Origin of the sequence: Streptococcus humanilactis, from assembly GCF_019448275.1 — a bacterium.
Lineage (GTDB): Bacteria > Bacillota > Bacilli > Lactobacillales > Streptococcaceae > Streptococcus > Streptococcus humanilactis.
In genome coordinates this window covers 688531-702773 of the sequence record NZ_JAHXBZ010000001.1, presented here as the reverse complement: position 1 = coordinate 702773, position 14243 = coordinate 688531, and the positions used below count along the sequence as shown (strand labels likewise).

Genomic DNA, 14243 nt, shown 5'->3' with positions numbered 1-14243 from the left:
AAGCGAGGTAGTGTCATGAAATCAATCGGTACGCAAACGTTACAGACAGATCGTTTAATCTTGCGAAGATTTGTGGAAAGTGATGCAGAAGCCATGTTTCAGAATTGGGCTTCATCTGCTGAGAATCTAACCTACGTCACCTGGGATCCTCATCCTGATGTCGAGGTGACTCGAAACTCCATTCGTAATTGGGTTACCTCCTATACAAATCCCAACTATTACAAATGGGCCATTTGTCTCAAAGAAAATCCGGAGAAAGTTATAGGAGATATCAGCATCGTTACAATAGATGAGAACGATTCTTCTTGTGAAATTGGTTATGTGCTAGGCAAAGCTTACTGGGGACGTGGGATTATGACAGAGGCTTTAAAAACTGTCTTGGACTTTTGTTTTACTCAAGCAGGTTTTCAAAAGGTCAGAGCACGTTATGCCAGTCTCAATCCAGCTTCAGGTCGTGTCATGGAGAAGGCTGGAATGTCCTATCTAAAGACTATTACCAATGGTGTAGATAGAAAAGGCTATCTTGCGGACCTTATTTATTATCAGATAAGTAGGGAAGACTAGTAAATTTTCTTTTCAGTTTCCATCAAAGTCAGACCTTGTCTGGCTTTTTTTGTAAGATTTCTAAATAACCTGATTAAATTCCTATTTTTCCCTATCATTGTCCCTGTTTTTTCTGGAGTTTTGGGGCTATAATAGTCCTATCAAATCAAAGAATGGAGGAAGGCAATGGATAATATAATCTTTTTTATCAGTGTTTTTCTTGCTGGAATTCTTTCCTTCTTTTCTCCTTGTATTTTACCCTTGTTACCGGTTTATGCAGGGGTCTTGTTGGATGACAAAGATGGTGCTCAGGCTTCTAGTGGCAAATTTTCAATCTCACTTGTTAGTCTATTGAGAACTTTGGCCTTTATAGCGGGGATTTCCTTTATTTTTATCTTGCTGGGTTATGGAGCTGGTTTTTTAGGCAATTTGCTGTATGCTTCTTGGTTTCAGTATGTGATGGGTGCGGTTATCATTCTCTTGGGCTTACACCAGATGGAAGTCTTACATTTTCAAGGACTTTACAAGGAAAGAAGGCTACAATTAAAGAGACAGGTGCAAAAGGGTAAGGGCTATAGTCAGGCATTTTTACTGGGCTTGACCTTTAGTTTTGCTTGGACGCCATGTGTGGGACCGGTTCTGGCCTCTGTTTTAGCCTTGGCGGCTTCAGGTGGTTCAGGTGCTTGGCAGGGAGCTGGTCTCATGTTAATCTATATGCTGGGTCTAGCGCTACCATTTTTGGTTCTAGCTCTTGCCTCCAGCTATGTTTTGAAACATTTCCGAAAACTTCATCCCTACCTCGGAACCCTCAAAAAAGTAGGTGGTTTCCTCATTATCGTGATGGGAATCTTGGTGCTTTTGGGAAATGCTTCCATTTTGACTACATTATTTGAATAGAGAGGAAGAAGAAATGAAAAAATGGCAAACATGTCTCCTTGGAGTAGGCTCAATCTGTTGCTTGACAGCTTGTTCTGCTAAAAATATGTCAGACGAATCTACTATGAAGGAGCAAACCAAAACAGAACAAGTCAGTTCACAAACTGCGACTAAAGGTCAGGCGGTTGCTGATTTTGAACTGACGGGAGTAGATGGCAAGACCTATCGCTTGTCTGATTACAAGGGCAAGAAAGTCTATCTTAAATTCTGGGCGTCTTGGTGTTCCATCTGTCTAGCTAGTCTTCCAGATACGGATGAAATCGCTAAAGATGCTGGTGATGATTATGTGGTCTTGACGGTAGTGTCACCAGGACATAAGGGGGAACAAGCAGAAGCTGACTTTAAGAACTGGTACAAGGGCTTGGATTATAAAAATTTCCCAGTTCTAATTGACTCATCAGGAAAACTGTTGGAAAGTTATGGTGTCCGTTCTTACCCAACTCAAGCCTTTATAGACAAGGAAGGCAAGCTGGTCAAAACGCAACCAGGTTTTATGGATAAGGATATGATTTTAAAGACATTGAAAGAAATGGAGTAGAGAAAGGCCATGAATGATAAAGTAAAATTGTTTGTTTTGGCAGGGATTTTTTTCCTAGCCATAAGCGGTTTCTATTTTCTATTGATGCGAAATGCAGGGCAGACAGATAGCTCGCAAATTGAGAAAGCGGCAGTTAGCCAAGGAGGAAAAACAGTGAAAAAAACAGAAGTGAGTAAAGATGCAGACTTGCATGAAATTTATCTAGCTGGGGGATGTTTCTGGGGAGTGGAGGAATATTTCTCACGCGTGCCTGGAGTGACAGATGCCGTTTCAGGCTATGCAAATGGTAGAGGGGAGACAACCAAGTACGAATTGATTAACCAAACAGGTCATGCGGAAACCGTCCATGTAACCTATGATGCCAAGCAAATTTCCCTCAAGGAAATCCTGCTTCATTACTTCCGCATTATCAATCCAACCAGCAAAAATAAACAAGGAAATGATGTGGGAACCCAGTACCGTACTGGTGTTTATTACACAGATGACAAGGATTTAGAGGTGATTAACCAAGTCTTTGATGAGGTGGCTAAGAAATACGATCAACCTTTATCAGTTGAAAAGGAAACCTTGAAGAATTTTGTGGTGGCTGAGGATTACCACCAAGACTATCTCAAGAAAAATCCAAATGGCTACTGCCATATCAATGTCAATCAGGCGGCCTATCCCGTCATCGATGCCAGCAAATATCCAAAACCAAGTGATGATGAATTGAAAAAGACCCTGTCACCTGAGGAGTATGCTGTTACCCAGAAAAATCAAACAGAACGGGCTTTCTCAAACCGCTACTGGGATAAATTTGAATCTGGTATCTATGTGGATGTGGCAACTGGCGAACCTCTCTTTTCATCAAAGGACAAGTTTGAGTCTGGTTGTGGCTGGCCTAGTTTCACCCAACCCATCAGTCCAGATGTTGCCACCTACAAGGAAGATAAGTCCTACAATATGACACGCATGGAAGTGCGGAGCCGAGTTGGAGATTCTCACCTTGGTCATGTCTTTACGGATGGACCACAGGAAAAGGGGGGCTTGCGCTACTGTATTAATAGTCTCTCTATCCGCTTTATTCCCAAAAATCAAATGGAAGAAAAAGGCTACGCTTATTTACTAGATTATGTTGATTAAGAGGGCTTTCCTAAGCAGTTAGAAGAGAATTTTGCTATACTGATACTAGTAAGTGACAAAGGAGTAGAGCATGACCTATACAATCTTAATCGTAGAAGATGAATATCTGGTAAGACAAGGCTTGACCAAGCTGGTTAATGTAGCAGCCTACGATATGGAAATCATCGGTCAGGCTGAAAATGGAAGACAGGCTTGGGAATTGATACAAAAGCAGGTGCCGGATATCATTTTAACCGATATCAACATGCCTCAGCTAAATGGCATCCAGTTGGCCAGTCTGGTCCGAGAAACCTATCCTCAGGTGCATCTAGTTTTTTTGACAGGCTACGATGATTTTGATTATGCCTTGTCTGCTGTCAAACTAGGTGTGGACGACTACTTGCTCAAGCCCTTTTCTCGTCAGGATATTGAGGAAATGTTGGGGAAAATCAAGCAAAAGTTGGATAAGGAAGAAAAGGAAGAGCAGTTACAAGATTTATTGACTGATAAGTTTGAGGGAAATATGGCTCAGAAAATCCAGTCCCATCTGGCTGATAGCCAGTTTAGTTTAAAGTTTTTGGCCAGTGACTTGGGCTTTAGTCCGACTTATCTGAGTTCCTTGATTAAGAAAGAGTTAGGCCTGCCTTTTCAGGATTACCTGGTGAGAGAACGTGTCAAACAAGCCAAGCTTTTGCTTTTAACTACAGATCTGAAGATTTATGAGATAGCCGAAAAGGTTGGTTTTGAAGATATGAACTATTTTACCCAACGCTTTAAGCAGATTGCGGGTGTGACACCTCGTCAGTTTAAGAAGGGGGAAGGTCGATGAAGCGTTCTTCTCTCCTAGTCAGAATGGTTATTTCCATCTTTCTGGTCTTTCTCATTCTTCTAGCTTTGGTTGGGACTTTCTACTATCAATCTAGTTCTTCAGCCATTGAGGCTAGCATTGAGGGCAATAGCCAGACGACTATCAGCCAAACTAGCCACTTTATCCAATCTTATATCAAAAAATTAGAAACCACCTCGACTAGTTTGACCCAGCAGGCAGATGTTTTATCCTATGCTGAGAATCCCAGTCAAGACAAGGCCAAGGGAATTAGAGATCTATTTTTGACTATCTTGAAGGCAGACCAAGACTTGAAAACGGTAGTTCTGGTCACAAAATCAGGCCAAGTTATTTCTACAGATGACAGTGTGCAGATGAAAACCTCCTCAGATATGATGTCTGAGGACTGGTACCAAAAGGCCATTCATCAGGGGGCTAAGCCAGTTTTGACTCCAGCTCGTAAATCGGACAGTCAATGGGTCATTTCTGTCACTCAAGAACTTGTTGATGCAAAGGGAGCTAATCTGGGCGTGCTTCGTTTGGATATTTCCTACGAAACTCTGGAAGCCTATCTCAACCAGCTTCAGTTGGGTCAGCAGGGCTTTGCCTTTATCATCAATGAAAATCATGAATTTGTTTACCATCCTAAACACACAGTCTATAGCTCAGCTAGTGAAATGGAGGCCATGAAACCCTATATCGAGACAGGGCAGGGCTATACTCTTGACCATAAATCCTACGTCAGTCAGGAACAGATTGCAGGAACTGATTGGACGGTGCTTGGTGTGTCCTCGCTGGAAAAGTTAGACCAGGTTCGGAGTCAGCTCTTGTGGACCTTGCTTGGTGCCAGTGTCACCTCTCTTCTTGCCTGTCTCTGCTTGGTGTGGTTCAGTCTCAAGCGCTGGATTGCTCCTTTGAAGGATTTGAGAGATACCATGCTGGAGATTGCTTCTGGTAATCAGAATCTTCGTGCCAAGGAAACTGGTGCCTATGAACTGAGAGAAGTGACTCGTCAGTTCAATGCCATGTTAGATCAGATTGATCAGCTGATGGCGGATATTCGCAGGCAGGAAGAAACAACCCGTCAGTACCAACTTCAAGCCCTATCGAGCCAGATTAATCCGCATTTCCTCTATAATACCTTGGATACCATCATTTGGATGGCTGAATTTCAGGACAGTCAGAGGGTGGTTCAGGTGACCAAGTCCTTGGCGACCTACTTCCGCTTGGCGCTCAATCAAGGCAAGGACTTGATTTACCTGTCTGACGAAATCAACCATGTCCGCCAGTATCTCTTTATCCAGAAACAACGTTATGGGGATAAGCTGGAATACGAGATTGCTGAAAATCCTGCCTTTGATCATCTAGTCTTGCCCAAGCTGGTGTTACAACCTCTGGTGGAAAATGCTCTTTACCATGGCATCAAGGAGAAGGAAGGTCAGGGACATATTAGAGTTTCTGTCCAGAAACAGGATTCGGGCTTGGTCATCCGCATTGAGGATGATGGCGTTGGCTTCCAAGTTGCTGGCGATAGTAGTCAAAGTCAGCTCAAACGTGGGGGAGTTGGTCTGCAAAATGTTGACCAACGGCTCAAACTTCATTTTGGAGAACATTACCAGATGAAGATCGATTCTATTCCCTCAAAAGGGACGACGGTTGAAATATACATAAATAGAATAGAAACTAACTAACTCTCAGTCAATTCTGGGAGTTTTATGCAGGTTGGAGTAAGATTTTCAGGTTGTCTATCTTGCTAAAAACAAGAAAAAACGATATGATAGATAGTGACAAAAGAGGTATCAAGTATGAAGGAAAAAGACATTCAAAGAGAAACAAGCCAGATTGTAAAAGATGTATTGGAAAAGGCCAATTTGAAGCAAGAATCCATCTTTGTTTTGGGCCTTTCTTCTAGTGAAGTGATAGGTGGTCAGATTGGCAAGGAATCCAGCCAAGAAATTGGCGAAATCATTGTGAAGACTATCCTAGATATCCTAGAGGAAAAAGGAATTCATCTAGCTGTTCAAGGTTGTGAACATGTCAATCGGACCCTCGTTGTTGAACGTCAGGTGGCAGAGCAGTTTGGTCTGGAAATGGTCAGTGTCCTTCCTACCCTTCATGCAGGAGGTTCAGGTCAGTTGGCAGCCTTCAAGTTTATGCAAGATCCAGTTGAGGTTGAATTTATCAAGGCTCATGCTGGATTGGATATCGGAGACACTGCAATTGGCATGCATGTCAAGCATGTTCAGGTTCCGATTCGCCCTCTTTTGAGAGAGATTGGTCATGCCCACGTAACGGCGTTGGCTAGTCGTCCAAAATTAATTGGAGGTGCGCGTGCGCATTATCCACAAGATTCTATTAGAAAGTCGTGAAAATGAGAAAAACAAAACAGCAACTAGAAAAAATCACAAAATATTCAATTCGTAAGCTAACTGTTGGGGTCGGTCCTGTAGCCATCGGAGCCTTCCTTTTTGGTGCCAGTGCCCTTTCAGTAGATAAGGTACAAGCCAATGAAGTTGGTGGAGTTCATAGCGTTCATTACCGTTATTTGGCGGAGCAGGAATTGACCGAGTCTGAAAAAGCCCTGATTCATCATGAGGTTCCAACAGAATTTCAAGATGAAGATATTCTTTATGTAGTTTATCGTAAGAAGGCAACTACCAGTCAACAACTTCCTTACACAGGAAGTAAGGAAGTCGCTCTAGCAGGCCTTGGCTTGGCAACGGCTTCTCTAGCAGTCTTTTTGGTGTCTAAAAAAGGTCGTAGAGAAGTTCTAGGTGTTCTCTTGATTGGTTCTTTAGGAGCCAGTACCTTTGTACCTTACGGGACATTTGCATTTGAAAATAAAGAATTGCTTTCTTATAACCAAACTATTTCAGCCTCTACACATGAAGGCTTGGCTGAAGGGATTATCCACATTGATGGCTATGAGTATATTGGATACTTCAAGGAAGCGGAACTCCATCCATCAAGACCAGCTTCAGCTGAACAGCCTCAGTTGCCAGTCGAAAAGCAAAGTTCAAAAGAAATCGAGAAAACTGAAGTCGTTCAAGAAAGACCTGCTGTTGCTTCAGAAACTATCGTTGAGAATCCTGTAGTAGAGACTCCAGTTGCTCCTGCTGTTGAAGAAAAACCAGTTTCTGAGAAGCCTCAGGTTAGACAGGAAGAGAGCTTGGTGGAGATTCCTTTTGAAACGGTCACAAGTCCAGATGCGAATCTAGCAGAAGGAAAGACTCGTATCGTCACAGCAGGAGTAAAGGGTCAGCGTCGTCTTGTAACTAAAGTATCGATGGTCAATGGTCAAGAAGTTAGAGAAGTCATTGAAGACCAAGTGGTTCAAAATCCTGTGCCGCAAGTCATTGCAGTCGGAACTAAGAAAGAGGTGCAACCTGCCCCAACTCCAGTACCACAAACTGAACCAAGCCACCAAGTAGCTAAAGGAACCCAAGAGGCAGGCAAAGAAGGTCAAGCACTAACACAGCCAGAATTGCCAGAGGCTCAAGTAGAAGCAAAAGGAACTCAAGAGGAGGGTAAATCAGGCCAAGCCTTAACACAACCGGAATTGCCAGAAGCCCCAGTAGAAGCAAAAGGAACTCAAGAGGCAGGCGAAGAAGGCCAAGCTTTAGTACAGCCAGAACTTTCAGAGGCTACAGTAGAGTCTAAAGGAACTCAAGAAGCAGGTAAGGAAGGTCAATCTTTAACGCAACCGGAACTACCAGAAGCTATAGTAGAGTCTAAAGGAACTCAAGAAGAAGGTAAAGCAGGTCAAGCTCTCACACAGCCAGAATTGCCAGAAGCTCCAATCGAAGTAAAAGGTACACAAGAGGAAGGTAAAGCAGGTCAAGCTCTTGTACAAGAACCGTTACCTGAGTACAAAGTAATCGAGGGAACCCTTGTTGAAACATCGACTACAGACCTAGACTACAAAACTGAAACGACTGAGGATCCAACCAAGTATACGGACGAAGAAACTGTCGTAAGAAATGGTGAAAAAGGTAGTCAAGTTACTAAAACAACTTATAAAACAGTAGAAGGTGTTAAAACTGACCAAGTTCTTTCAACTAGCACAGAAGTAACCAAGGAACCTGTAAACCAACAGGTAAGCCGTGGTACAAAACCAATTGAAGGAACTCTTGTAGAGGAAAGCCTTGAAAAGATTCCATTCGAAGAAAAGATTGAAGAAGATGCTCAACTGAAAAAAGGTTTAGAAGTTGTAGCTCAAGAAGGTAAAGAAGGTCAGAAAAAAATCACTAAGACCTTTAATACTATCAAAGGAGTTAAGACTGAGGAAGCACCAAAAGTAACAGAGGAAATCCTTGAGGCCCCTCAAGACCGAATTTTGAAACGGGGTACCAAGACCTTTGAAAAACCAGTATTGACCCTCACTGCAGTTGAACCTAAGGATTTGAAACGTATTTCAGATGTTAAATACAGTCTAGAAAATCCAAGCAAGGCAGCCATTAAATCTATCACCTTAACTCTGAAAAAAGGTGATGAGATTGTGAAAACATTGAATGTTTCACCTGACAACTTAACAGCTAGCCTGACAGATTTGCAATACTACAAAGATTACAAGATTGAAACTAAGATGGTTTATGACCGTGGTGAAGGCGATGAGGAAGTAGTTCTGAATGAAGAACCTCTAAGAATTGACCTCAAAAAAGTTGAAATCAAAAATATCAAAGAAACAAGCTTGATGAGTGTGGACGCTGACGGTAATGAAACAGATACTAGTTTGCTTACAGAAAAACCAGCTGATGTTGCCCCACTTTATCTACGAGTGACCACTCACGACAACAAGGTTACACGACTTGCTGTTGACAAGATTGAAGAAGTAGAAAAAGACGGAAAAACTTTATATAAGGTCACTGCCAAAGCACCAGACTTAGTTCAACGGAATGCTGACAACACACTGAGCGAAGAGTATGTTCATTACTTTGAAAAACAAAAAACACACGAAGGTGATGTATATTATAGCTTTGACGACCTTGTAAAAGCTATGCAAAAAGACCCGACTGGCACATTTAAGCTTGGTAGCAATATCAATGCTGCTAACGTTAAACCAGCAGGAAAATCTTATGTTACTAATGCTTTTAAAGGAACATTAACAAGCACTGACGGTAATAAATTTACCATTAGTAATATGAACAGACCTTTATTCGGTGATATTGTCGGTGGTACTGTTAAAGATTTACTACTTGAAAATGTAAATATCGACATGTCAGGGACTGATAGGATTGCACCGATAGCAAATGTTATCAAAAATAATGCTACTGTAGAAAACATTAAAGTAACAGGTAACGTTGTTGGTAATAATGATGTATCTGGTGTTATCAATAAAATTGATGGTAGTGGAAAATTAAGTAACGTTGCATTTATCGGTAAAGTACACGCTGCTGGAAATCGAGGTGGTTACTTAACAGGTATCGTCGGTGAAAACTGGAAAGGTATTGTAGAAAAAGCTTATGTTGATGCTGAAATCACAGGTAACAAAGCTAAGGCTGCCGGAATTGTATATTCATCTCAAAACGGTGGTAACAACAATACTTTAGGTAAAGAAGGTACTCTTCGAAACTCTGTAGCAAAAGGCTCTATTGAACTCAAAGAAGCCGTTATGTCTGGTGGACTGTTAGGGACTAACTGGGCACTAGGGGCTATAGAAGACAACATCACTATGATGAAAGTTAAGACTGGTGAAATGGTCTTTGGTCACTCTGATATTGATGCTGATGATTACTTTACATACTCTAGAACGAAGCGCAACTACAGTGTTGAGGGTGTAAGTGAAGGTAAAACAACTTATAAAAATTCTAAAAAAATTCCTAGCATAACTAAAGAAAAAGCTGATGAATTAATTGCTAAAATGGGAATCACTGCTGATAAATTCGAAAGCACACTTCCTATTGAAGACAAACTGAACAATATTGTAAGTAAAGCTGATCAATACAAAAATATTGATGACTATGATGCTTCTCGTGAGCTTGCTTATCGTAATGTTGAAAAACTTCAACCGTTCTACAACAAAGAATGGATTGTAAATCAAGGAAATAAATTAGCTGCTGATAGTCCATTAATGACCAAAGAAGTATTGTCTGTAACTGCAATGAAAGGCAATGACTTTGTCACAGACCTTACAGATGCCGACCATATTTTGGTTCACTACGCAGATAAGACAAAAGACATCTTTACGATTTCTCCTAAGAACTCTCAAGTTAAACAAGTGAAAGAATACAGTGTCGCTGAGCTTGGTGAAGTCGTTTATACACCAAATATGGTGGTTAAAGATCGTTCAGATTTAATCAGCGCTATCGAAAGCAAGTTAAGTCCGGTTGAATTGCAATCTGACCCGATTTACCAACACTTGGGTAGAACTGGTGGCAACAAAGTCAATGCAATTAAGGATTTATACTTAGAAGAAAGCTTCAAGTACGTTAAAGATAACCTTACTCAATTCGTTACGAAGTTAGTAGAAAATGAAGATCACCAACTGAATACTGATGAAGCTGCTAAACGTGCCTTGATTAAGAAAATTGATGACAATAAGGCTGCAGTTCTTCTTGGATTATCTTACCTCAACCGTTACTACGGCGTTAAATTCGATGACTTTAATATTAAAGAATTAATGCTATTCAAACCTGACTTCTATGGTAAGAATGTTAATGTGTTAGACTTCTTGATTAAGGTTGGTTCGAAAGAAAGTAACATTAAAGGTGATAGAACTTTAGAAGCTTATCGCGAAACGATCGGTGGAGTTATCGGTGTAGGCGAGTTAAACAGTTTCTTAGACTATAATATGCGTCTATTCACAAGTGATACAGACTTAAACGATTGGTTCATAAAAGCTACTAAAGATAATGTATATATCGTTGAACCTAAAACAACAACTCCTGAATTTGCTGATAAGAAACACAGAGCCTACGAGGGATTAAACAACGACATGCATGGTAAGATGATTCTACCACTTCTTAACTTGAAAGATGCGCATATGTTCTTAATCTCAACATATAATACTATGGCTTACAGTTCATTTGAAAAATACGGCAAGAATACTGCAGAAGAACGCGAAGCATTCAAAGCTGAAATCAATAAAGTCGCTAAAGGTCAACAAAATTACCTAGACTTCTGGTCTCGCTTATCATTAGATAAAGTTCGTAATCAACTCCTTAAGAGCAATAACATGGTTCCAACTCCTGTGTTAGATAACCAAAACTATAAAGGAATCAGCACAGATAAATACGGACATACGAATAGCGGTAAGGATGTAGCGCCTATCCGTGAATTGTACGGACCAACAGGTCGTTACCATGCTACTGACTGGCGTATGGGAGCTGTAGCTCGTATTTACGGCAACCCTTATAAAGATGATTCTGTATTCTTCATGGTTACTGATATGATCAGTGACTTCGGTATCTCAGCCTTCACTCACGAAACGACTCACGTAAACGACCGTATGGTTTACTTAGGTGGTTCTAGACACCGTGAAGGTACTGACCTAGAAGCATTCGCACAAGGTATGTTACAATCTCCTGCTGAAACAAGTCCAAACGGTGACTTCAAAGCACTTGGATTAAACATGGCATACGAACGTCCAAATGACGGAAATCAATGGTATAACACAAATCCAAATGACCTTACATCTCGCGCTGAAATCGATCATTACATGAAAGGTTTCAATGATACACTTATGCTTCTTGATTACCTTGAAGGAGAAGCCGTTCTTGATAAAGGCAGCAAAGAACTAAACAACGCTTGGTTCAAGAAAGTTGCTAAGAAATTACGTAACGCTAATACGAAGAACCAATACGATGAGGTTCGTGATTTGAATGCAGAAGAAAAAGAATATAACTTAACTTCTGTTAACGACCTAGTAGATAAGAACTTCATGACCAAACACGGTCCTGGTAATGGTACTTATGACCCAACTGGATTTGGCTCTGCCTATGTAACGGTGCCTATCACTGCTGGTATCTATGGTGGTAATACAAGTGAAGGAGCTCCAGGCTCTATGTCATTCAAACATAACACATTCCGTATGTGGGGTTACTTTGGATATGAAAAAGGCTTCTTAAACTACGCTTCTAACATGCTGAAAAATGAGTCTAAACAGGCTGGTCATGCTACTCTAGGTGATGACTTTATCATTAAGAAAGTTTCTGATGGTAAATTTAATACTCTAGAAGATTGGAAGAAAGAATACTTCAAAGAAGTAGTTGATAAAGCGAAAGCAGGATTTAACCCAGTTACAATCGATGGTACTACATACAGTAGTTACGAAGACTTGAAGAATGCATTTGCTGCTGCCGTTGATAAAGATAAAGCAACTCTTAATAATGGCTCAGTTAAATTTGATAATACCGTATCACTTAAAGAGAAAATCTTCAAGAAACTTCTTCAACAAACAAATAGCTTTAAAACTTCAATCTTTAAATAATTGAAATCTCTCATCTGCTTTGCGGATGAGGGTTTTCTTAATTTGTGCTATACTTAAGATATGCATAGAAAAACAGTGATTGATTTTAGGGCTTTGGGAGAGAGATACATCTTTACCCAGCCTATCAAAGAGTTAAAAACCAGAGATTTAGCAGAAGTGGCAGACTTGTTGGCACAAGTGGAAAGCTACCAAGAGCAGGGTTACTATGTGGTGGGCTATGTCAGCTACGAGGCTGCACCTGCTTTTGAGGAGAAATTAGCAGTTCATAAGGCACCTTTACTGGACGAGTATTTGCTTTACTTTACTGTTCACGATAGGGTGGAGACCTCCCCTATTCCTCTGACTTATGATGAGGTTGATTTGCCTTCAAATTGGCAGGAAGTAACGTCAGCAGTAGACTATGAAAAGGCGATTGCCCAGATTCACCATAATTTGCGGCAGGGAGATACCTATCAGGTCAACTACACCGTCCAACTAAAACAAGATTTAAGTGCCAATCCTTTTGCCATCTACAATCGTATGGTGGTAGAGCAGGAGGCGGGCTACAATGCCTATGTTGAACATGACGAGATGGCAGTGATTTCCATGAGCCCAGAGCTCTTTTTTGAGCAAAATGATCGTGAGTTGACTACGCGACCAATGAAGGGAACGACTCAGCGTGGGGGAACTGACCAAGAAGATCTTGAACAGGCCAGTTGGTTGGAACATGACCCTAAAAATCGCTCTGAAAATATGATGATTGTGGACCTCTTGCGCAATGATATGAACCGTATTTCTGAGGTGGGGAGTGAGCATGTGGAGCGTCTCTGCCAGGTAGAACAGTATTCGACTGTCTGGCAGATGACTTCAACCATCAAGAGTCAGTTGCGAGAGAACATTGACCTTGTTGAAATCTTCCGCTCACTCTTTCCTTGTGGTTCCATAACGGGCGCTCCAAAAATTGCGACTATGGAAATCATTAAGGACTTGGAGCCACAACCGCGCGGAGTCTACTGTGGAACGATTGGTCTCTTGCTTCCAAATGGACGACGGATTTTTAATGTTGCTATCCGAACGATTCAACTGTATCAAGGGAAAGCCATCTATGGAGTTGGTGGTGGCATTACATGGGATAGCACTTGGGAATCTGAATACCGTGAGGTTCATCAAAAGGCAGCTGTTCTCTATCGTAAACAAGCTCGTTTCCAAATAATTACAACTGGAAAAATCAGTCATAAGAGCTTGCTATTTGAAGATCAACATTTGGAAAGACTGAGAAAAGCTAGTCGATATTTTGCCTATCCTTTTGATCCAGAAATTTTGAGACAAAAGATTGAAGCAGGGTGTCAGGCTTGTGATGCTAATCAAGATTATCGCTTGCGAATTAGTTTCAGTAAGTCTGGAGAGATAGAACTTAGTCGACAAATCTTAACACCTCTTAGTCCACATTTCTGCCAGGCCAAACTTTGCCTTCAGGAAGCCAATTTGCAACAAGCATTTACCTATTTCAAAACGACTCATAGACCACACTTGACTCTAGGGAAACAGGAAATCATTTACCATAATGTAGCAGGAGAACTTCTTGAAACCTCTATCGGAAATTTGGTTCTGAAAATCGATGGGAAACTCTATACATCGCCTATCCGACTGGGAATCTTGCCAGGGATTTATCGTCAGCATTTGCTGGAAACAGGACAGGTAGAAGAGAAAGTCTTGACCTTAAAAGACTTAGCCCGAGCAGAAGCTATTTACGGCTGTAATGCAGTGAGAGGCTTGTATGAGTTATTTATTCAAAAATAAAAATTGTAATGAAAAGTTATAAGAACTAGGATTGATTTTTCCTTGAATTGAAGAAATAAATCTGATAAAATAAACATGAAATCGATATCATA

Annotated in this window: 9 protein-coding genes; all 9 read left to right on the top strand. The window is 41.0% G+C overall.

What is annotated here, in order from left to right; translation table 11 throughout:
- Positions 1 to 15 precede the first annotated feature (15 nt).
- The 9 genes from KV696_RS03330 (at position 16) to pabB (ending at position 14151) form a co-directional block, all read left to right on the top strand.
- A complete protein-coding gene (locus KV696_RS03330; RefSeq protein WP_219966842.1) occupies positions 16 to 564 on the top strand; it encodes a GNAT family N-acetyltransferase in 549 nt (182 codons plus the stop codon).
- A 165-nt stretch (positions 565 to 729) separates the two neighbouring features.
- Positions 730 to 1440 (top strand): cytochrome c biogenesis CcdA family protein, encoded by a 711-nt coding sequence (gene ccdA2, locus KV696_RS03325; protein ID WP_219966841.1) that lies wholly within the window; start codon positions 730 to 732, stop codon positions 1438 to 1440.
- Between the two features lie 13 nt (positions 1441 to 1453).
- Positions 1454 to 2017, top strand: coding sequence for a redoxin family protein (locus KV696_RS03320; protein ID WP_219966840.1), 564 nt, complete (start codon positions 1454 to 1456; stop codon positions 2015 to 2017).
- 9 nt (positions 2018 to 2026) lie between these two features.
- A complete protein-coding gene (gene msrB / locus KV696_RS03315; RefSeq protein ID WP_219966839.1) occupies positions 2027 to 3139 on the top strand; it encodes a peptide-methionine (R)-S-oxide reductase MsrB in 1113 nt (370 codons plus the stop codon).
- A 70-nt stretch (positions 3140 to 3209) separates the two neighbouring features.
- Positions 3210 to 3947, top strand: coding sequence for a response regulator transcription factor (locus KV696_RS03310; protein ID WP_219966838.1), 738 nt, complete (start codon positions 3210 to 3212; stop codon positions 3945 to 3947).
- Positions 3944 to 5635, top strand: a complete 1692-nt coding sequence (locus tag KV696_RS03305; protein WP_219966837.1) for a cache domain-containing sensor histidine kinase — start codon at positions 3944 to 3946, stop codon at positions 5633 to 5635. The genes KV696_RS03310 and KV696_RS03305 overlap by 4 nt, the downstream gene beginning before the upstream one ends.
- A gap of 114 nt (positions 5636 to 5749) precedes the next feature.
- A complete protein-coding gene (locus tag KV696_RS03300) occupies positions 5750 to 6313 on the top strand; it encodes a TIGR01440 family protein (RefSeq protein WP_219966836.1) in 564 nt (187 codons plus the stop codon).
- Positions 6314 to 6315: 2 nt separating this feature from the next.
- On the top strand, positions 6316 to 12372 hold the full coding sequence (locus KV696_RS03295) for a ZmpA/ZmpB/ZmpC family metallo-endopeptidase (protein WP_219966835.1): 6057 nt from the start codon (positions 6316 to 6318) through the stop codon (positions 12370 to 12372).
- Positions 12373 to 12432: 60 nt separating this feature from the next.
- A complete protein-coding gene (gene pabB / locus KV696_RS03290; RefSeq protein ID WP_219966834.1) occupies positions 12433 to 14151 on the top strand; it encodes an aminodeoxychorismate synthase component I in 1719 nt (572 codons plus the stop codon).
- The last annotated feature ends 92 nt before the right edge of the window (positions 14152 to 14243 follow it).

Coding starts and splice junctions, on each gene's coding strand:
- KV696_RS03305 (WP_219966837.1), top strand. CDS start 3,944: ATGAAGCGTTCTTCTCTCCTAGTCAGAATGGTTATTTCCATCTTTCTG.
- KV696_RS03320 (WP_219966840.1), top strand. CDS start 1,454: ATGAAAAAATGGCAAACATGTCTCCTTGGAGTAGGCTCAATCTGTTGC.
- pabB (WP_219966834.1), top strand. CDS start 12,433: ATGCATAGAAAAACAGTGATTGATTTTAGGGCTTTGGGAGAGAGATAC.
- KV696_RS03295 (WP_219966835.1), top strand. CDS start 6,316: ATGAGAAAAACAAAACAGCAACTAGAAAAAATCACAAAATATTCAATT.
- KV696_RS03330 (WP_219966842.1), top strand. CDS start 16: ATGAAATCAATCGGTACGCAAACGTTACAGACAGATCGTTTAATCTTG.
- KV696_RS03310 (WP_219966838.1), top strand. CDS start 3,210: ATGACCTATACAATCTTAATCGTAGAAGATGAATATCTGGTAAGACAA.
- ccdA2 (WP_219966841.1), top strand. CDS start 730: ATGGATAATATAATCTTTTTTATCAGTGTTTTTCTTGCTGGAATTCTT.
- KV696_RS03300 (WP_219966836.1), top strand. CDS start 5,750: ATGAAGGAAAAAGACATTCAAAGAGAAACAAGCCAGATTGTAAAAGAT.
- msrB (WP_219966839.1), top strand. CDS start 2,027: ATGAATGATAAAGTAAAATTGTTTGTTTTGGCAGGGATTTTTTTCCTA.